We start from the raw sequence: 20,336 nt of genomic DNA, 5'->3' as shown, positions 1-20,336 counted from the left end.
TATGTCCACATTCAGACGCAAGTGTTCGGAAGTGAACAGAATTCTCGAGCCCGTCCCAAGCACAGCACCGCACTGGCTGCAACAGCCGGTTTTCACCCACCTTGATCTGCGTCGAGTTTCCTATTGATTCTCTATAGGTCGCTAACCTATTCTCCTACAGAACGTCGATAGGAGTGTGCACGTGGCGCCTGAACAAACCGCATTACTGCAGGGGACTTTGGACCTGCTCATCTTGAAGTCTTTGGCTCTTGACCAGATGCATGGACTGGGAATTGCAAGACGTGTTGAGCAGATTACCGGTGGAACGTTTCAAGTGAAACCGGGATCGCTTTTTCCCGCTTTGCACCGCATGGAAGAGGAAGGCTGGGTGAGCTCGGAGTGGGGCGAGTCGGAGAACAATCGGCGCGCTAAGTATTACCGGCTCACTAAAGCTGGTCGGCGACAGCTTGAGACGGAAAGCGAGCGGTGGAGTCGCATCTCGCTTGCGATTGCTCAGGCGCTGGCAAGTTCTTAACTGAAGGAGGACGAATTCTATGAAGAGAAGAGAATTACTCAAAGGCGCGGCGGCATTTGGAGTCGCATCAGCATTACCGTTATCGATTGCACGACCGGCTATAACCTCGGACGGAGTTCCAAAAGGGAACAGAGCCTTGCCGGCCGCCAGTCCTCTCAAGCCACCGGCAGAGGGCAGTATTCCGGTTGCGTTCGTGATCTCTGACGGCGCGGTGATGATCGACTTCGCCGGCCCATGGGAAGTCTTCCAGGATGCCGCAATGGGCGTGAATTCGGTTCAGATGATGCCTGCCTTCAAGCTGTACACAGTGGCGGAGACGACCAAGCCGATCAAGGCGAGTGCTGGAATGAAGATCATCCCTGACTACAGTATTGAGAACGCTCCGGCTCCGAAGGTGATCGTTGTTCCCGCCCAGCAGAGTGCAAGTAAGTCTGTTTTGGGTTGGATTCGCAAGGCTTCTCAGACCGCAGACGTGACGATGTCGGTTTGCACTGGAGCATTTGTTCTCGCGGAGGCCGGCTTGTTGTCAGGAAAGACAGCAACGACTCACCACAGCTCCTACAAGACGATGGCTATGGAAAATCCCGACATTCACGTGAAGCGCGGCGCGAGATTTGTCGAGGATGGAAATATTGCAACCGCCGGTGGACTCTCCTCCGGAATTGATCTCGCTCTACACGTTGTTGAGCGTTATTACGGTCGCGAAGCGGCTGATCGCACTGCTTACTACATGGAATATCAGGGCAAAGGGTGGATGAACGCCGATTCGAACGATGCGTACGCAAAGATCCCGGTCTCGACCGATGCCCATCCGCTCTGTCCGGTGTGCGAGATGGAAGTGGCGCCGGGAAGCCCGTTGAAGTCTGTCTACAAAAGTAAGACTTATTACTTCTGTATGCAGGATCACAAACAGGCGTTCGATGCTTCGCCAGATAAATACTTGAATGCGACTTAGTAGGTTGCTGAAACGCATTGAACTGAAATGAGCTTCGCGTCAATTGCGAACTGTCATCCTGAGGCCCGGTGTTGGCCGAAGGATCTCCCGGGATGCAGCAGTCTTAGTCGCACTTTCGCGGCTCTTCCACGAGAACTCTGGCCAAAGAGCCAGGACATGACAATCAAGTCCGAAATATTCCGGGAGATCCTTCGTCCGGCGCGGCGGACTCAGGATGACAGTTGTTGATACTCCACAATCATCGTTCGCTGAGCGGCACTCGAGTTCCACGTTGGGACTCCGCCCACAATACAAAACAGGGTGACCACGATGTCTTTCATCAAGATCGGTAGCTTCTTCCGAAACCTATTTCGTAAAGATGAAGTCGATGAACAACTCGATCAGGAAGTCTCTTCTTATGTGGCGATGCTAGCCGACGAGAAGATGGACAGGGGCATGAGCCGTGAGCAAGCCGTTCGCGCTGCCAAAGTCGAACTCGGGGGATCGGATCAGGTGAAAGAACAGGTGCGTGAGGTTCGTACTGGAGCATGGCTCGAAAGCTTGCTGCAAGACCTTCGTTTCGGCTGGCGGATGGTCATGCATAATCCGGGATTCTCGGCGCTGGTGGTCCTCACGCTCGCTCTAGGCATCGGCGCAAATACTGCGATTTTTAGTGTTGTCTACGGAGTGTTGCTCCGTCCTCTTCCTTACGCCGATGGATCGAAGCTCGTGGTTTTGAAGCAGCAGGCGAGCAAGGCGAGGCTCGACAGCGTGCCGTTCTCTCCTAAGGAGGTTTTCGACTATAGGGACTACAACCACACACTTCAGTCGGTAGTGGAATACCACAGCATGTCGTTTCTCCTTTTGGGAAAGGAAAACGCAGAGCGCGTCCAGACCGGTGTGGTCTCTGCGAACTTTTTTGACGTGCTCGGAACTAAGCCACTGTTGGGCAGAACGTTCGTACCTGCTGATGAAACCAAGGGTGCCGATGCTGTGCTCGTACTCAGCTACGAATACTGGCAGCGTCATCAGGGCGGAGATCCGAGCGTAGTCGGCAAAGTATTCCAGATGAACAACCGGCCTCACACCGTCATTGGAGTGTTACCGCCGATTCCTCAATATCCTTCAGAAAACGATGTCTACATGCCGACCACGCAGTGTCCGTTCCGGTCGAGTCCGCGGACAATCGAAAATCGCCAGGCGCGGATGCTGCCCGCAGTTTTCGGAAGACTCAAACCCGGAGTCACTCTGCAGTCGGCCCAGGCAGATCTTTCGACGATCGCACGCCAGCTCGAAAGCTCCTATCCGAAAGACTATCCCAAAGAATATGGATACGGCCTGGCGTTGGCGCCATTGCAGAATGAACTCATTCAACGGGCTCGCTTGACGTTGATCGTACTGCTGGGAGCGGCGGGATTCGTGCTGCTCATCGCGTGCGCCAACGTTGCCAATCTGATGTTGGCGCGAGTTCTGAAGCGAGAGCGCGAACTTGCCGTGCGCAGCGCGTTAGGCGCGAGCAAACTGCGCCTGATACGCCAGCTCTTGACCGAAGCAGTGATGCTTGCGCTGGCCGGCGGCGCCCTGGGGCTACTGATCGCTCCACCAGCCTTGCGATTGCTTGTGAAATTTGCAGCTCGTTTTACAACCCGAGCCGGCGAGGTGAAGATCGATTGGCCGATTCTTTTATTTACACTCCTGGCTTCCATCCTTGCGGGTATTTTGGCCGGATTCGTTCCCGCGATCTCGTCAAGCCGTCAGATTACCGACGCACTGAAGCAGGCGACCGGACAGACAACAGCCAGCGGCAGCCGTCAGAGGATGCGTGCCGCCTTAGTGGTCGCTCAGGTTACGGTTTCGTTCATGCTGCTGGTGGGCGCAGGACTGATGCTGCGGAGCATTGTGAATCTGCAGAGAGTCGATCCGGGATTCAGAGTGGATCATTTGCTCACGCTACGGATGAGCGCCAACTTCTCGAAGTACACAACCAATCAGGATTTTGAACAGCTCTCCGATAATGTGTTGCGCAAGGTCAGTTCAATCGGGGGCGTCGAGTCCGCAGCGATCGTGAGCAACTATCCCTTCAGCAAACAGGGAATCGTTTCCGGTCCCGGCAACACCGGAATACAAATCGAGGGCAGGCTGCCGGCTCCCGGAGAGACGCCGCCGCAAATCGATCTGACATTAGTCTCTCCTGATTACTTCAACGCAATTCGCCAGCCTCTGCTGGAAGGAAGGTTTTTTACCGATCACGATGACCATAAAGCTGTGAACGTAGGCATCATCAATCAAACGATGCGGCACCACTTCTGGTCTACAGAAGATCCGATTGGCAAGCGCATAACTACTGATCAGGGACAAAGCTGGATTACTATCGCTGGCGTAGTAGGGGATGCCCGCGAGTACGGCTTGCAACACGACGTACTGGACGAGATCTATCTTCCCGTAAAGCAGTTCGGCGGCGCCAATCGCCTTGTTGTAAGGACGGCCACCGATCCCATGAGTATGGCTTCCTTGGTTCGATCGGCGCTGCACGATGTTGATCCGCAACTTGCCGTCGATCAGGTGGACAGCATGGACCGGCTCGAGCAGGACTCAATGGCTTCGCCCCGGACGACAACCATTCTCCTAGGAATATTCGCTGGCCTCGCACTACTCATTAGCGCAACCGGAATTGCCGGTGTGATGGCGCTCTCGATCAATCAGCGAGCGCACGAGCTAGGCATTCGACTGGCTCTGGGGCAATCGAAAAGTTCCATCCTGCAAATGGTTGTTCGCCAGGGGCTCGCCATGGCCGTGATGGGTACCATCTTGGGAATCATCGGAGCGCTGGCTCTTGCCCGGTTGCTCTCTTCATTGCTTTACCAGACGAGCCCAACGGATGCGCTCACCTACAGTGCCGTGGCACTCGTTTTTCTCTTGGCGGCAGCGATTTCCTGTTTCGTTCCTGCCCATCGAGTCACGCTCATCGATCCTTCCCAAGCCTTGCGGCAAGAGTGAGCTGGATCGGGGAACAGAAGCGCAACGAGGAAGTAACTTAACAAAACGTCAGCCCCTTTTGAGACATCTGGTCCCGATTCGACACGATGGGATCCGCTGAAGCATCACACTGATCTTCGTTTACAAGTCCCAGGGACTAAAGGTGGAAATATGAATACTGTAATTATCCCGATTTCTACTTAGCAGTAATTATCATGCCTTCCGGACATCATCGCTTGTTCACTAATCCCTGCTGAGAGACTGAAGACGTGCCCCACGTTCAACCATGGAAGTTTGTTAGTTCCCGCTCATTGCTCTGATCGCCTGAAGTCATCCCTGAGCCTCAGCGCCTTATCCCACCAATGTTGCTCGACAGCCATGTTTCTCCGCTCAGAGTCTGGATTTCGTCGATGAACGTGCCGGAGAATCGGGGACCAAATGGCGAGCAAAAAGTTCTGCGGTTAAGGTCAGGGACAGAGGTTATCGCCGCTGAGTCGCGCTCTCGCTAAGTACATATTAAGGAGAAGAGGCAATGTGTAGGAAGTTATCTCTATGGCTCTGTAGCTTATTAGTTGCCGCCAACTGTGCATTTGCTCAGGTAACTGCCAGCTCAAGCATTCAAGGCACAGTCACTGACAAAAGTGGCGCCGCTATAGTCGGTGCAGAAATTACTGTCACTAGCACGGCGACCGGTGTGAGCCGGTCGATGAAGACCGGCGCTGATGGCAGCTACCGATTTGATCCACTAGCCGTCGGAGTCTATAGCCTGTCTGTAAGTATGACGGGTTTTGACAAGGCGCGCGCCGAGAGAGTGCAAACTCTGGTTGGATCTACTACCGCGCAAAATTTCACGCTTAGCGTGGGTTCCGCAACTGAAACCGTCGAAGTCAGCGCGGAAGCTCCACTCTTGGACGCGCTGAAAACCGACGTTAGTCAAAACATTACGCCGAAGGAAGTGCAGGATCTTCCGCTCATCGGTCGCGACGTCGCGAACCTCGCGTATCTCACACCCGGCGTGAAAGCTGCGGATTCCTACGATCCCACGAAGAATCGCTATGCGATTCTCTCCGTCAATGGTGATGGTGGCCGCAACGTGAACGTCACTGTGAATGGCGTCGACAACAAGGACAACACTGTCGGCGGCCCGGTTATGCAGCTTCCTCTGGAAGCCGTGCAGGAGTTTGCAATCTCCACGCAGAGGTTCTCTGCCGCAAATGGACGATCAGAAGGCGCCGCGATCAACATGATTACCAAATCGGGATCGAACAATTATCACGGTTCACTTTTTGGCTTCTTCCGTGATCAGACGTTCAACGCCGATCAGCACCCGCTACCGGACCAGACCGCGAATCCACCATACTCGCGCCAGCAGTTCGGCGGAAGCGTCGGCGGACCGTTTGTTAAGGATAAGTTCTTCGGCTTCTTCGCTTACGAGCGGCAGCGAGAGCACACCAGCATCCAGGAGTTCGGTACTACGTTCGATGAGTTGACTCTTGCTCAGCCGTTGGGCGCGAAGCCCATCGCAGTCGTGCCCACTCCGTTTTTTGAGACACGCTACAACGGTCGGGCTGACTACATCATCAACTCGAAAAATACCGCCTATCTGAGCTATAACTCGCAGGGAAACAACAGCAACAACGATCAGTCGGACGGCTTCCAGGATGCCACCGCCGGAAATTTCACGACTAACCAGCTGCAACTGGCGAACCTGACACTGAATTCAACCCTGTCTAATACGACAGTAAACAGCTTCACCTTCGGCTTCCAGTATTGGAACAACGTCATTGACAGCAAGATTCGTGTACCGCTGATCACCTTCCCGGGCGGCGGCAGCAACAACTGCGGCGCCGGCGGCTCTTGCTTCGGCACCAACGCCAACGTTCCTCAGCAATCGTTCCAGCGCAAGTGGCAGTTCAAAGACGATGTCTCGAAGAGCTGGAACAACCACAACTTCAAGTTTGGAGTGGATTACATTCACAATCCGACTCTGGGGGGATACTTCGAGTTCAACGACACGCTCGAAGTGGATTTCGGAGCCGATCCGAGCCAAATCACGACCGATAAGGTCAATTTCCCGCAGGGATTCGCGACCCCGGGAGCAGTTGCCGGAATGTCGATCTCTAATGGTGATCCGGCGACGAACGTTCCCGGTGGAACCAAGCAATTCGGAACCTACTTCCAGGATGACTGGAAGGTCTCAAGGCGCTTGACGCTGAACCTGGGTTTGCGTTGGGACAAGGACTTCAACTTTATCGGGGGTTCGTCCATCGCCAACAGCCGGACCTATCAGGAGTTGGTAGCGATCTCCAGCATCAGTCCGCTGGCAAAACAGTTCACCTTCAAGAAACCAAGTGACGACAACCGGAACTTTAGTCCGCGCGTCGGTTTTGCCTATGACCTCACTGGCGCCGGAAAGCATGTTCTGCGTGGAGGCTTCGGTCTCTACTACGGAAACATCTTCCAGAACATTCCCTTGTTCATGGAACAGATGAGCAACCCCACGATTTTCCAGACGCAGTTCTCATTATCGAATGACACGGACATCGTGCCGGGAACGGGCATTCAACTCAAGAACTACCGTTACGGTGTGGATCCATTGCCGACAGTCGGAGCCCCTTCGAGTCAACTCCTTGCTGGCAGCACTGGACGCCTGATGGATCCGTTCTATCAGAACCCGATGACCGAAGAGGCCAACATTGGCTATAGCTGGCAATTGAACAATTCTTCGGTGATTGAAGCCGAGTACGTCCACGTGCTGGGCCTACATCTGAACAAGACGATCAACATTAATCCGCAGTTGCCGATCGGCGGCAATCCCGCAAATGGTTTCGCACGTCCGCTTTCGGCAGCATTTGCGGCGGCTGGACAGCCTGTCCTTGCCAGCGTCCGCGACGAGCAATCGATTGGTCGTTCGCGCTACGACGGCATGAACCTCAGCTACCGGCAGCAGATGGTTCGCCATTTCTCGTTGCGGGCTAATTACACACTGGCGAAAGCACAGGCATATGGAGATACTGGTACGTCTTTCCGCCACTATCCTCGCGATCCGCGCAATCCGTTTTCGCCGTTTGAGTACGGTCCAACCTTTAACGATGAACGTCATCACCTGACTCTGGCTGCTGTAGCCGATTTGCCGTGGAAGATTCAGTTTGCCCCAATCCTGCAAGTTGGCTCGGGCCGTCCTTACAACGCCGCGGCTCCCACGGATACGCTCGGTTTCGGATCGGGTGAGGACAATCGCGCGGTAGTGGTAACAAACAGCGCCCCGAACACGTACATAACGGGAAGCGCTGGGCGAACCTGCTACTTTGCCGGAACTTGCCATCTAGTGCCTTTCAACTCCCTCCGTGGAGACTCTTTCCTTCAGCTTGACGCACGCTTGAGCAAGAACTTCAAGATTGGTGAAAAGGCCAATTTGCAGATCATGGCTCAGGCATTCAACCTGACCAATCGGTCGAACTACGGCAATGACGTCAACACGAACGTTCTGGGCAAAGACAAGAGCAACAACAGTACTCTTGGTACTTCTGCCGGATTCATCAATCCAACCAGCACGAACATTCCACGGTCGTTGGCTGGTGAATTCGGATTCCGTTTCAGCTTCTAGTCAGACGCACGCTGAAATTCTTAGGCCGGCACACCAATGCCGGCCTTTTTCTTTCTCGAAACTCGATGTGATGGCAGTCACGAAAGCGTAATCTAGTGCCCGATAGAATCTAGTTAACTTGATCTTCTAAGCAGAGAAGACACCAGGGAATGCTGTTGCAGTAAGGAACAGGAAGAAGGTTTCGAACATGCCATACGCGGAGACGATAGAAGAGCGCAAGACTTCGACCCATCCCCTCACTGACGAGGAACTCCAGCGGATGCACGCATATTGGCGCGCGGCAAATTACCTCACAGTCGGGCAAATCTATCTGAAGGACAATCCCCTGCTCGAGCGGCCGCTCACGCCAGACGACATCAAGCCGCGCCTATTGGGTCATTGGGGCACCACAGCCGGTTTGAATTTCATTTACACGCACTTGAATCGGCTGATCGTCAAGAACGATCTCAACATGATGTACATCATCGGTCCCGGGCATGGTGGACCCGGCCTGGCGGCCCATACCTATCTCGAGGGCTCTTACACGGAGACTTATCCGGCGATTGAGCAGAATCGCTATGGATTGCATCGATTGTTTCAACAGTTTTCCTGGCCGTATGGAATTCCCAGTCACGTTGCGCCGGAGATTCCCGGATCGATACATGAGGGTGGAGAACTGGGCTATTCACTGCTCCACGCCTGCGGAGCTGCATTCGACAATCCCGATCTCGTTGTAGCTTGCATTGTGGGTGACGGTGAAGCAGAGACCGGCCCCTGCGCAACCAGTTGGCATTCGAACAAGTTTCTCAATCCGGTGACGGACGGAGCCGTGTTGCCGATCCTGCATCTGAACGGCTACAAGATCGCGAATCCGACGCTGCTTGCCCGCATTCCCGAAAACGAACTGCTCGATTTGTTTCGCGGATATGGTTATCGTCCGCTGCTCATTGCTGGAAACGATCCTTCGGAGATGCATCAGCTCATGGCGGCGAGTCTGGACGAGATTCTGGCCGACATTCATTCCATCCAGCAGCGCGCGCGTAAACAGCAGAATCCCCAGCGTCCATGCTGGCCCATGCTGATTCTCAGGACGCCCAAGGGGTGGACTGGTCCGAAAGAGGTGGATGGCAAGCCAGTGGAGGGAACATGGCGCGCGCACCAGGTGCCGGTCGACGATGTGCGCAAGAATCCTGCGCACCTCAAGATTCTTGAAGACTGGATGCGAAGCTATAAGCCGGAAGAACTCTTCGACAAAGAGGGCAAGATTCGCGACGAAATCACCGCGCTCGCTCCTAAGGGCAGGCGCCGCATGGGCATGAATCCTCACGCGAATGGCGGACTGCTGCTGGAGCCGCTCACCATGCCGCATTTTCGCGATTACGCGGTGAAGATCGAACGTCCTGGCACCGTTGAAGCCGAGGCCACGCGAGTGCTTGGACGCTTCCTGCGCGATGTGATAAAGCTCAACGCCGATAAGCGGAATTTCCGCATCATGGGGCCGGATGAGACTGCGTCGAATCGTCTTGATGCTGTCTTCGAGGTCACCGGGAAGGTATGGGAGGCGGCGATCGAACCTGTGGACGTGAATCTGTCGCGCGATGGGCGCGTGATGGAGGTCTTGAGCGAGCACATGTGCGAGGGCTGGCTCGAAGGGTATCTGCTCACCGGACGCCACGGATTATTCAACTGCTATGAAGCTTTCATTCACATCGTGGACTCGATGTTCAATCAGCACGCGAAATGGCTGAAGACAACGCGACATCTCACTTGGCGAAAGCCGATTGCTTCGTTGAACTACTTGCTCAGCTCGCATGTGTGGAGGCAAGACCACAACGGTTTCTCCCATCAGGATCCGGGCTTCATCGATCATGTGTCGAACAAGAAGGCGGAGATTGTGCGAGTGTATCTGCCTCCGGATGCGAACACGCTGCTCTCAGTCGCGGATCACTGCCTGCGTTCCCGCAACTATGTGAATCTCATCGTTGCCGGCAAGCAGCCTGCATGGGTGTGGCTCGATATGGAATCTGCTGTTCGGCATTGCGTGACAGGACTGGGAGTCTGGGATTGGGCCAGTAATGATGGGGGGAATCCCGACGTCATCATGGCGTGTGCGGGAGATATCCCGACACTGGAGGCCCTTGCAGCGGTCACCGGTCTGCGAAAGCACGTTCCTGACATTCGGATTCGTGTCGTGAACGTGGTAGACCTGATGGCACTGCAGCCGTACGAAGAGCATCCACATGGATTGCAGGACGAGGATTTCGACGCCATCTTCACCACAGATAAGCCCGTGATCTTTGCCTATCACGGCTATCCGGCTTTGATTCACAAGTTGACATACCGTCGCCACAATCACGACAACATCCACGTGCGCGGCTATAAAGAAGAGGGGACCACGACCACTCCGTTCGATATGGTGGTGATCAACAATCTCGATCGCTTCCAACTCGAACTGGATGCCATTCGCCGGATTCCGCGGCTTGCTCATCTTGTCCCGCAAGCCACGGAGCGCTATTACGAGCAAATGCAGCGCCACAAGATTTACGTATCCGAGCATGGCGAGGACCTGCCTGAGGTAAGAGATTGGAAGTGGAATTTGTAGTGACTCACCTGGATGCCGGCCGGCCTAGCGTCCAGACCTTGGGGCTAGCAGGCCACGAACCTGAAGCTGAATCTTTGCAAGGTAGAATAGATGCTCACGCCTATGTCTACAGCACGTACGGCACGTCCACAAACCGCCACGCTTCCCGAAGTGCCTCTCACCATCGAGGGCTACAGCGTGCTTCACCAGATGATGAAGTTTCGCTGGCCCGCATGGCGGCAGGTGAGCGCTGCGGAGAAACGCGAGATCGTTAAAGAAGGCGGCGCTGTTCTCGAATCTATGGAGCAGAATGCCAACGGTCAGTCGGCGCTGTTCTCTCTGTTGGGACATAAGGGCGACCTGATGTTCGTCCACTTTCGGGAATCGTTTGCCGCGCTGAACCAGGCGGAGTTGGCACTGACGCGCACCAGGCTCAGCGATTTTCTGGAACCGGCTAGCTCCTACTTATCTGTTATTGAGCTTGGGTTGTACGAATCCAGCATCAAGACGTATCGCTCGCTCGTCGAGAGTGGCACGGAACCGCACTCCGAGGAATGGAAGCGCGCCATCGAAGAGACGCTCGCTCGCCAGCGAGAAGCGATGCAGCCGCGTCTCTTTCCGCAGATGCCGCCGAATCGATACATCTGTTTCTATCCAATGGATCGCCGTCGCGGGGAAGACAAAAACTGGTACACCCTCGACATCGAAGAACGCCAGCGACAGATGAACGAGCATGGCCTCGTGGGGCGACGCTACGCGGGTGAAGTGAAGCAGATTATTTCCGGTTCCATCGGGTTCGATGATTGGGAGTGGGGTGTGACGCTCTTCGCCGACGAGCCCCTCGTTTTCAAGCGGCTGATCTACGAAATGCGCTTCGATGAAGTAAGTGCAGTCTACGCGCTGTTTGGCACGTTCTATGTGGGCTTGCGCTGCGCTGCCGGGGATCTCGGCAAACTCCTTAGCGTTGAATAAGGCTTGATGACATTCAGAGGGTAACCAAGGCGTTTGCGTAAACGGGGATTAACAAAACTTAACCCGCCAACGCACTGGATTATTAGGTACTTTCCCCGTGTCGGGTTAGTCTAATAATTGAGCCGAAAGGCGTTCCTGCCCCGATATCCGGCACCGGTTGGCGCTGGGAATAGGCGCCACGATTCTCCCAGAGTTTCCGTGAGTTTCAGTAGGCGGTATTGGAATGCTCGGATGCGGTAAATTAGCAGGGTCCCCCCGTGCTTTGAGGCTCGTCATTCATTCATGGCACAACCACTGATAACTCCACCACCCGATCTGCACGAAGTGGAAATTCCACCGCAGCGCGGCTCCGGCCGTAAGACTGCCACTTGGATCATCGTCATTTTCGTCGTCATTGTAGTTGGGCTCCTCGGCATTCGCGCTTTACACAAGGCACCGGATCCGGGCGCAGCAAGAGGGCAGGGTCGAGGCGGAGCAGATGCGAGTCGGCCTATTCCTGTGTCAGTTGCCCCGGTGCAACAACGCGACATTCCCGTTTATCTCGAAGGGTTGGGGAACGTTCAGGCTTACTACACTGTCACGATTCATAGTCGCGTCGATGGACAGTTGATGCAAGTTCATTTTCGGGAGGGTCAGCACGTTCGCAAGGGCGATGAACTCGCTCTGATTGACCCGCGGCCCTACGAGGTCCAGGTTGCTCAGGCGGAGGCGACAAAGTACAAAGATCAGGCGAATCTTGAAAACGCGCAGCGTGATTTGGAGCGCTATGCCGATCTTTACAAGCAAGGAGTGATCGCCCAACAGCAATACAACACTCAGCAATCCGTGGTTGCGCAACAAGAGGGCCTGGTACGTGCTGACGATGCCCAGATCAACAATGCCAAGCTGAACCTCACGTACTGCCACATCAAAGCTCCGATCGATGGACAAGTGGGATTGCGGCTGGTGGATCCAGGCAATATGGTTCATGCTTCCGATCCGAATGGAATGCTGGTGATTACTCAGCTCCAGCCCATTTCGGTTCTGTTCACTTTGCCCGAAGACAACTTACAGATGGTGATGCAGCACATGAAGGGTCGCCCCCTGGAAGTACAAGCGTGGAACCGCGATGACACGCAGCAGATCGCCGACGGCCGCCTCGAAACAATCGATAACCAGATTGATCCCAACACGGGAACCTTCCGTCTGAAGGCAGTGTTCGATAATCGCGATAGCGCCTTATATCCGAATCAGTTTGTGAACGCACGCCTGCAGGTATACACGCGCCAGAATGCGATCACCCTCCAGTCGACCGCTGTGCAGCGAGGTTCGCAGGGCACATACGTGTATGTGTTGAAACAAGATAACACCGTAGAATCACGGCCCATCAAGGTTGCGTTGACTGAAGGACTCATTGCTGTCATTGACTCCGGCGTGAGGCCGGGAGAACAAGCGGTTACGGATGGGCAAGAGAAGTTGCAACCCGGTAGCCGGGTGGACGTTCAGGTTCCAGGGCAGCAGCCAGGGCAATCTCCTCCTTCGAGTCGTCCGCCAGGAGGGGGCCGGCGTGCCGGTCATGGAGCATGAATCCGTCTCGCATTTTTATTCTGCGGCCGGTTGCCACGTCGCTATTGATGGTAGGCATCCTGCTGGCTGGCATGGTGGCCTTCCGACAGCTACCGGTATCTGCGCTGCCGCAGGTTGACTATCCGACAATCCAAATTCTGACGTTTTATCCGGGTGCAAGTCCGGATGTGATGACGTCGTCTGTGACCGCTCCCATGGAGCGTCAATTCGGGGAGATTCCCGGATTGAACCAGATGACATCCGTCAGCTCCTATGGCGGCTCGCTCATCACCCTGCAGTTCGATCTACAGCAGAATATCGACGTCGCGGAACAAGAAGTACAGGCCGCGATCAACGCGTCGGGAACGTATCTGCCACGCGATCTGCCGAACCCTCCCATTTACAGCAAGGTAAACCCCGCCGACTCCCCGATCGTGACCCTGGCACTCACCTCAGATCAACTGCCGCTGAGCAAGGTCGAAGACCTGGCCGATACGACCTTGGCGCAGAAGATTTCGCAGCTTCCCGGAGTGGGACTCGTCACGATCAGCGGCGGTCAAAAGCCCGCGGTGCGGATTCAGGCGAACCCCACAGCGCTGGCTTCCTATGGTCTCAGTCTCGAGGATCTGCGCAGCGGATTGGCTGCTGCCAATACCGATCAGGCCAAAGGCAACATCCAGGGTCCGCATCAGTCATTCAGCATCGGGGCCAACGACCAGATCTACTCCAGCGACGACTACAAGCCGATCATCATTGCGTACCAGGGCGGCGCGCCGGTCCGTGTACAGGATGTTGCCAACGTTATCGATGGTGTTGAGAACGTGCAACAGTCCGCCTGGATGAATAAGAGTCCGGCAGTGATCGTCAATGTTCAACGCCAGCCTGGGGCGAACATCATCAACGTTGTGGACCGGATCGTGAAGCTCCTTCCGCAACTCAACGCCGCGCTGCCCCCGACGGTTAAGGTCACGGTGCTGACAGATCGAACCGTCACCATTCGGGCTTCTGTACTAGATGTTGAGCTCGAACTGCTCCTCACCATTGCCCTCGTCGTAATGGTGATCTTTATCTTCCTGCGCCACGTTGCGGCAACGATCATTCCCAGTGTGGCAGTGCCGCTCTCGATCGTCGGCACGTTTGGCGTGATGTACCTGCTCGGCTACTCGCTCGACAATCTGTCCCTGATGGCGCTAACGATCTCAACCGGATTCGTCGTGGATGACGCCATCGTAATGATCGAGAACATCGATCGTTTCATCGAAGAAGGACACCCGCCGCTTGAAGCCGCGCTCATGGGATCGAAGCAGATCGGCTTCACCATTGTGTCGTTAACCGTTTCTCTCATTGCCGTCCTCATCCCGCTCCTCTTTATGGGAGACATCGTTGGGCGCCTCTTCCGGGAGTTCGCCGTAACCCTGAGCGTCACAATCCTGGTGTCGGCGTTTGTCTCGCTGACTCTGACGCCTATGATGTCGGCGCGGCTGCTAAAGAAAGCAGACAAGCAGCACGATACCTGGTTCGCGCGTGGTTCGGAACGTGCCTTCAACTGGCTCCGGGATACCTACGCGACTACGCTGCGATTCGTTCTGCAGCATCAGCCGACTACTTTGCTGGTGACAATAGGCACGCTAGCGCTGACTATTTTCCTGTTCATCATTGTTCCGAAAGGGTTTTTCCCAGTTCAGGACACAGGCGTGATTCTCGGAATTACTGAGGCTCCAGAGAGCGCGTCATTCCAATGGGTGGCAGACCGGCAGCAGCAGGTTGCAGATGTAGTGCTGAAGGATCCCGATGTCGAGAGCCTTTCTTCATTCATCGGCGTTGATGGCACGAATATGACGCCCAACGTTGGCCGTATTCAGATCAACCTGAAGCCGCGAGACCAACGCAGCGCGAGCGCCTCCGAGATTATTCGTCGCCTGCAGCCTCACGTGAGCCAGATTCCTGGAATGATCCTGTACATGCAGCCCGTCCAGGACATCACGGTCGAAAATCGCATCAGCCGCACTCAATATCAGTACACGCTGGAGAGCGCAAATGCGAAGGACTTGGCTGAATACGTGCCCAGACTCCTGCAGCGGTTGCAGCAAATTCCGCAATTGCGAGATGTAGCCAGCGATCAAGGCTCCGGCAGTCTGGAGGCTGATCTGGTTGTGGATCGCAACACGGCATCGCGACTTGGCGTCACGCCGCAGATGATCGACGACACTCTGTACGACGCCTTCGGGCAGAGGTTAATTTCAACCATCTTCACGCAGCTCAACCAGTATCACGTGGTGCTCGAGGTTGCTCCAGACCATCGATTGACCCCAAATGACCTCAACGACATCTACGTGCACGCTTCCCCAGGCGGTCCTCCACCGGCGACTAGCGGCGGAGGAGTTGGGGGTCCGTCAGTTGGCTCGGCGGCGGCGAGTCAGAATTCGAGTGGATCATCTGCGGGAGGTTCGACGCAGGCCAGTACTGGTACGGGGAGTACTCCGGTTGCGAGCGTTGCAAGTGGGAGATCGCAAATCATTCCGCTCAGCGCATTCGCTCAAATCGAAACCACGACCACTCCGGTGGCGATCTACCATCAGGGCCAATTCCCAGTAGCAACTATTTCGTTCAATCTGGCTCCGGGGGCGTCGTTGGGCGAGGCCACGAAACTGATTGACGCGGCGCGCGCCGAGATTGGGATGCCGGCAAGTATTCATCCGAGCTTCCAGGGCACGGCTGCGGTCTTCCAGAGCTCGTTGGCCAATGAGCCGTATCTCGTGCTGGCGGCGCTCATTACGGTTTACATCGTGCTCGGCGTCTTATACGAGAGCTACATTCATCCGCTCACGATCCTTTCGACGCTGCCATCGGCTGGCGTGGGAGCGCTCCTCGCTCTCTTGTTATTCCGGCTTGAATTCGGAGTGGTTGCCCTTATTGGAATCATCCTTCTGATCGGCATCGTGCAGAAGAACGCCATCATGATGATCGACTTTGCGCTCGAAGCCGAACGCGATCAGGGTAAGCCCCCGCAAGAAGCTATTTATCAGGCTTGCTTGCTGCGCCTCCGACCAATTCTGATGACAACCTTTGCTGCCATGTTCGGTGGACTGCCGCTGGCACTCGGCTCCGGAACGGGATCGGAACTGCGGAGGCCGCTTGGCGTGACCATCGTCGGTGGGTTGCTAGTGAGCCAGGTCCTCACGCTCTACACAACTCCGGTCGTGTACCTGTTCTTTGATCGCATGGCACGACGGCTGAGCCGCTTCAGGATCAATGAGATCGTTGAGGAACCAGTGGGCGCAGATTGAAGGAGGTTTTTCACCACGAAGACAGGGAGAACAGTGAAACGGGAATGGGGCTTTACTACCAGAAAGCTCAAACGTACTGGCTTTGCGTTTTCCCCTCTAGTTTCCTCCGTGTCTCCGTGCCTCCGTGGTGAATCGGCTTTCGCCTAGATGAGTATTTCGACTCCATTTATCCGCAGACCAGTCGGCACTTCGTTGCTGAGTCTTGCCGTTTTGCTCGCGGGGGCCCTCGCGTATAGCAAGCTGCCAGTGGCTCCGCTTCCCGAAGTGGAATTCCCCACGATTTCGGTGAGCGCCAGCTTGCCTGGAGCAAGTCCTGAGACTATGGCGTCGGCGGTAGCAACACCCCTCGAACGGCAATTCGGACGCATCGCTGGCGTTACTCAAATGACTTCTTCGAGCGGTCTGGGGCAAACTGGCATCACGTTGCAGTTCGACCTTACCCGAAATATCGACGCCGCAGCACGCGACGTTCAAGCCGCCATCAACGCCGCGCGCGGACAGTTGCCTCCGAATCTTCCGAGCAATCCTAACTGGCGCAAGGTGAATCCAGCCGACGCGCCGATCATGATCGTTGCGTTGACTTCCGACATACAAACGCAACCGCAGATGTACGACATCGCCGATTCAGTGCTTGCACAGAAGATTTCGCAGGTGCAGGGCGTCGGCAATGTCTTCGTTGGTGGAAGTTCTCGGCCGGCAGTACGCGCTGAAGTGAATCCTTTACGTACCAGCAAGCTCAACGTCGGCTTAGACGCCGTGCGCACAGCCATCAACTCGGCGAACGCGCATTCCGCTAAGGGTCAGATAAGCGGTGTCCAGAACACCTGGAGCATCGATACCAACGACCAGATATTCAAAGCGAACGAATATCAGAACTTGATCGTGACCTCCAGAAGCGGAACTCCAGTGTTTTTGCACGAAGTTGCTGATGTTCGCGACTCCGTTGAGAACACTCAGAATGCGGGTCTCGCAAATGGGAAGCCCGCCGTGCTGCTGGTGATTTCGCGGCAGCCTGGGGCGAACATTATCGGGGCTGTGGACCGAGTTCGTGAGCTACTGCCGCAATTGCAAGCTAGCGTGCCGCCGACGGTAAAGCTACAGGTTGTCATGGATCGCACAACCACCATCCGAGCCTCCGTTACTGATGTCCAGCGCACGCTGGTGATCTCTGTGGGCTTAGTCGTGCTTGTTGTCTTCTTGTTCCTACGCAGCGGGTGGGCCACGGTCATTCCGAGCGTTGCTGTCCCGCTGTCTTTAATTGGAACCTTCGGAGTGATGTATCTCGCCGGCTATACCCTCGACAATCTGTCGTTAATGGCGTTGACGATCTCCACTGGATTCGTCGTGGACGATGCCATCGTGGTAATCGAGAACATCACCCGGCATCTCGAAGCGGGCATGAAGCCCATGGCCGCGGCATTGCTGGGAGCGAAAGAAATTGGTTTTACCGTGCTCTCAATGAGCACCTCACTCATCGCCGTGTTCATTCCCATTTTGGCTATGGGCGGTATCGTGGGCCGGCTGTTTCGTGAGTTCGCTGTCACGCTCAGTGTGGCTGTGCTGCTGTCGCTCGTATTTTCGCTGACCACCACGCCCATGATGTGTGCCAGATTCCTGCGCTCCGAGCATGGCCGGGAGCACGGGCGGCTGTACAACGCAGGTGAGCGTGCCTTCAATTGGTTGCATGACGGATACCGGCATTCACTCGAGTGGGTACTAGACCATCAGCCGCTGGTCTTAGTAATCACACTTCTTACCATTTCGCTGAATATCTACCTTTACTACATCATCCCGAAAGGATTTTTCCCGCAACAGGACACCGGCCGAATCTCCGGCGGTATGCTTGGCCAACAGGACGTCTCATTCGAGGCGATGAAGGGCAAGCTGCAAATCCTGAACAGCATTGTGCTGAAAGACCCCGCAGTCGACACCGCGATCAGCTTCACTGGCGGCGGAGGGCGCGGGGGAGGCACGAACTCTGCCAACATGTTCATCCAACTCAAACCGCTCGGCAAAGGAAGGAAAGAGTCGGCTTTCGACGTTGTGAACCGATTGCGCCCTAAACTTTCAAGGATTCCCGGCGCACAACTGTTCATGGTTCCAGTGCAGGACGTGAATATCGGCGGGCGTGGAAGCAATTCGCAATTCCAGTACACGCTTCAGGGCGACAACCTTCAGGACCTGCTGCAATGGGCACCCCAACTCAGCGATAAGATGCGCCAGATGCCGGAGCTGCGTGACGTCGCCAGCGACCAGCAGAATCATGGCCTCGAAGTCACCGTGGTAATCGATCGTGAGACAGCATCGCGTCTCGGAATCACGCCTGCGCAGATCGACAACACGCTCTATGACGCCTTCGGTCAGCGCCAGGTCTCTGTTATGTATAGCGGTATCAATCAGTATCACGTGGTGATGGAGGTCGATCCGAAGTTCAGCCAGGGGCCAGAGGCGCTTAGGAGTATCTACGTGCATTCCCGGAACGGGACTGAGGTCCCGCTTAGCGCGTTTGCGCATTTTCAGCCTACGGAAACCGCAATTGCCGTCGCCCACCAGGGCCAGTTTCCGGCTGTAACCATCTCCTTCAACTTGGCTCCCAATGTTTCGCTCGACAGAGCAGAGGCAGCGGTTGAGGATGCAGTCCGCACGATGGGCATGCCTTCCACCATTCACGGTGGATTTCAAGGTACGGCACAAGCCTTTCAGGCGTCCTTACAGAGCGAGCCTATTCTCATCCTTACTGCCCTTGCCGCAGTGTACATTGTCCTGGGAATGCTTTATGAAAGCGTTGTTCATCCCATCACCATTTTGTCGACCTTACCCTCAGCCGGAGTTGGTGCGTTAATCTTCCTACTCTTGACCAACACGGAATTCACGGTCATTGCGATGATCGGCATCATCCTGCTGATTGGTATCGTGAAGAAGAACGCCATCATGATGATCGACTTCGCGCTCCAGAGCGAGCGCGAAGGCGGCAAATCACCTGAACACGCTGTGCGCGAGGCCTGTTTGTTGCGCTTTCGCCCTATCATGATGACCACCATGGCGGCCATGTTTGGCGCACTTCCGCTGGCGATTGGTGCCGGAACGGGAAGCGAACTTCGCCGTCCTCTGGGTATCGCCATCGTAGGTGGTTTGCTCGTCAGCCAGATGCTGACACTGTTCACCACACCTGTGATTTACCTCTATCTCGACCGTTTCCGCCTACGCTTCGCTCGCAGACCCAAGCTCGGCCCGCGTCGAGTGCAGCCTACGGCAGGAGATTAGCTGCTGGGAGCGAGGCGAATCCAAGGCTCAGATGCTTCATATCATTGGAATCTGCGACGGAGGAAAATTCTCAGACCTGGAAAGGTTGGTTGCGGGGGGTGGATTTGAACCACCGACCTTTGGGTTATGAGCGCGGCGCTTAAACGTATTTTCAACGAGCTGCGCGGACAGGGACGAGCTTTGAAGTATCAAAAAATACCCGTCAGAATCCTTATTCTTCCCTAATCTTCCCTAATCTTCCCTCGACCTTTGGGCGCTAAATCCAACGATCATGTGCCCTCAAACCTTTGGGTCGAAATCCCAAAGGGCAAGGGGCAGATTCTCCCCTCAGACCGCGAGATTCCGAATCTGAGGGGAGAATATGCCCCTCGACAGCTACGCAACAGCCTCCGTCGAACCGTTGGAGCGACAATCCAATGGTTAAGGGAAGATAAGGGAAGATCTTCTCTCTTGATGCTTTTCAGAAAAGACAGATTTGGGAATTCAGATTCCAAGCCTCTGTTGAAAGATTCGTCGCGGTGGATAATTTCGGAATAGCCGACAAACCGGGGGCTGCTTCTTTATTACTCACAAGCCCGTTTCTGGATAACTTCCTGTTTGCCGACCATCAGTCCAGGAACTTCGATCTCTTGATTCCAAGGAGCCGTTTTACTGCTGGCTGGGGCCTTGACCGTGCT

Annotated in this window: 9 protein-coding genes; all 9 read left to right on the top strand. The window is 55.3% G+C overall.

Features of this window, described 5'->3' with window-relative positions:
* The first annotated feature begins 181 nt into the window (after positions 1–181).
* The 9 genes from VNX88_08725 to VNX88_08685 all read left to right on the top strand — a co-directional run bounded on the left by VNX88_08725 (position 182) and on the right by VNX88_08685 (position 19,659).
* Positions 182–514, top strand: coding sequence for a PadR family transcriptional regulator (locus tag VNX88_08725; protein HWY68734.1), 333 nt, complete (start codon positions 182–184; stop codon positions 512–514).
* 19 nt (positions 515–533) lie between these two features.
* Positions 534–1,469 (top strand): DJ-1/PfpI family protein, encoded by a 936-nt coding sequence (locus VNX88_08720; protein HWY68733.1) that lies wholly within the window; start codon positions 534–536, stop codon positions 1,467–1,469.
* 309 nt (positions 1,470–1,778) lie between these two features.
* On the top strand, positions 1,779–4,445 hold the full coding sequence (locus tag VNX88_08715) for an ABC transporter permease (protein ID HWY68732.1): 2,667 nt from the start codon (positions 1,779–1,781) through the stop codon (positions 4,443–4,445).
* 511 nt (positions 4,446–4,956) lie between these two features.
* Positions 4,957–8,031 carry a carboxypeptidase regulatory-like domain-containing protein gene (locus VNX88_08710; GenBank protein HWY68731.1) on the top strand — a complete coding sequence of 1,025 codons (3,075 nt, stop codon included), beginning with the start codon at positions 4,957–4,959 and terminating at the stop codon, positions 8,029–8,031.
* Positions 8,032–8,218: 187 nt separating this feature from the next.
* On the top strand, positions 8,219–10,612 hold the full coding sequence (locus VNX88_08705; protein ID HWY68730.1) for a phosphoketolase family protein: 2,394 nt from the start codon (positions 8,219–8,221) through the stop codon (positions 10,610–10,612).
* A gap of 102 nt (positions 10,613–10,714) precedes the next feature.
* Positions 10,715–11,563, top strand: coding sequence for a hydrogen peroxide-dependent heme synthase (gene hemQ, locus VNX88_08700; GenBank protein HWY68729.1), 849 nt, complete (start codon positions 10,715–10,717; stop codon positions 11,561–11,563).
* Positions 11,564–11,845: 282 nt separating this feature from the next.
* Complete coding sequence (locus VNX88_08695) at positions 11,846–13,129, top strand: MdtA/MuxA family multidrug efflux RND transporter periplasmic adaptor subunit (protein HWY68728.1); 1,284 nt, start codon at positions 11,846–11,848, stop codon at positions 13,127–13,129.
* On the top strand, positions 13,126–16,395 hold the full coding sequence (locus VNX88_08690; protein ID HWY68727.1) for an efflux RND transporter permease subunit: 3,270 nt from the start codon (positions 13,126–13,128) through the stop codon (positions 16,393–16,395). The genes VNX88_08695 and VNX88_08690 overlap by 4 nt, the downstream gene beginning before the upstream one ends.
* Before the next feature lie 147 nt (positions 16,396–16,542).
* Positions 16,543–19,659, top strand: coding sequence for a multidrug efflux RND transporter permease subunit (locus VNX88_08685; protein HWY68726.1), 3,117 nt, complete (start codon positions 16,543–16,545; stop codon positions 19,657–19,659).
* Positions 19,660–20,336 lie beyond the last annotated feature (677 nt).

The sequence above is a fragment of the Terriglobales bacterium genome (genome assembly GCA_035567895.1).
Classification (GTDB): Bacteria; Acidobacteriota; Terriglobia; order Terriglobales; family Acidobacteriaceae; genus Gp1-AA112.
Note: the sequence above shows the minus strand (reverse complement) of the source record. Positions and strands in the feature narration are given on the sequence as shown.

Coding starts and splice junctions, on each gene's coding strand:
- VNX88_08690 (HWY68727.1), top strand. CDS start 13,126: ATGAATCCGTCTCGCATTTTTATTCTGCGGCCGGTTGCCACGTCGCTA.
- VNX88_08720 (HWY68733.1), top strand. CDS start 534: ATGAAGAGAAGAGAATTACTCAAAGGCGCGGCGGCATTTGGAGTCGCA.
- VNX88_08710 (HWY68731.1), top strand. CDS start 4,957: ATGTGTAGGAAGTTATCTCTATGGCTCTGTAGCTTATTAGTTGCCGCC.
- VNX88_08685 (HWY68726.1), top strand. CDS start 16,543: ATGAGTATTTCGACTCCATTTATCCGCAGACCAGTCGGCACTTCGTTG.
- hemQ (HWY68729.1), top strand. CDS start 10,715: ATGTCTACAGCACGTACGGCACGTCCACAAACCGCCACGCTTCCCGAA.
- VNX88_08715 (HWY68732.1), top strand. CDS start 1,779: ATGTCTTTCATCAAGATCGGTAGCTTCTTCCGAAACCTATTTCGTAAA.
- VNX88_08695 (HWY68728.1), top strand. CDS start 11,846: ATGGCACAACCACTGATAACTCCACCACCCGATCTGCACGAAGTGGAA.
- VNX88_08705 (HWY68730.1), top strand. CDS start 8,219: ATGCCATACGCGGAGACGATAGAAGAGCGCAAGACTTCGACCCATCCC.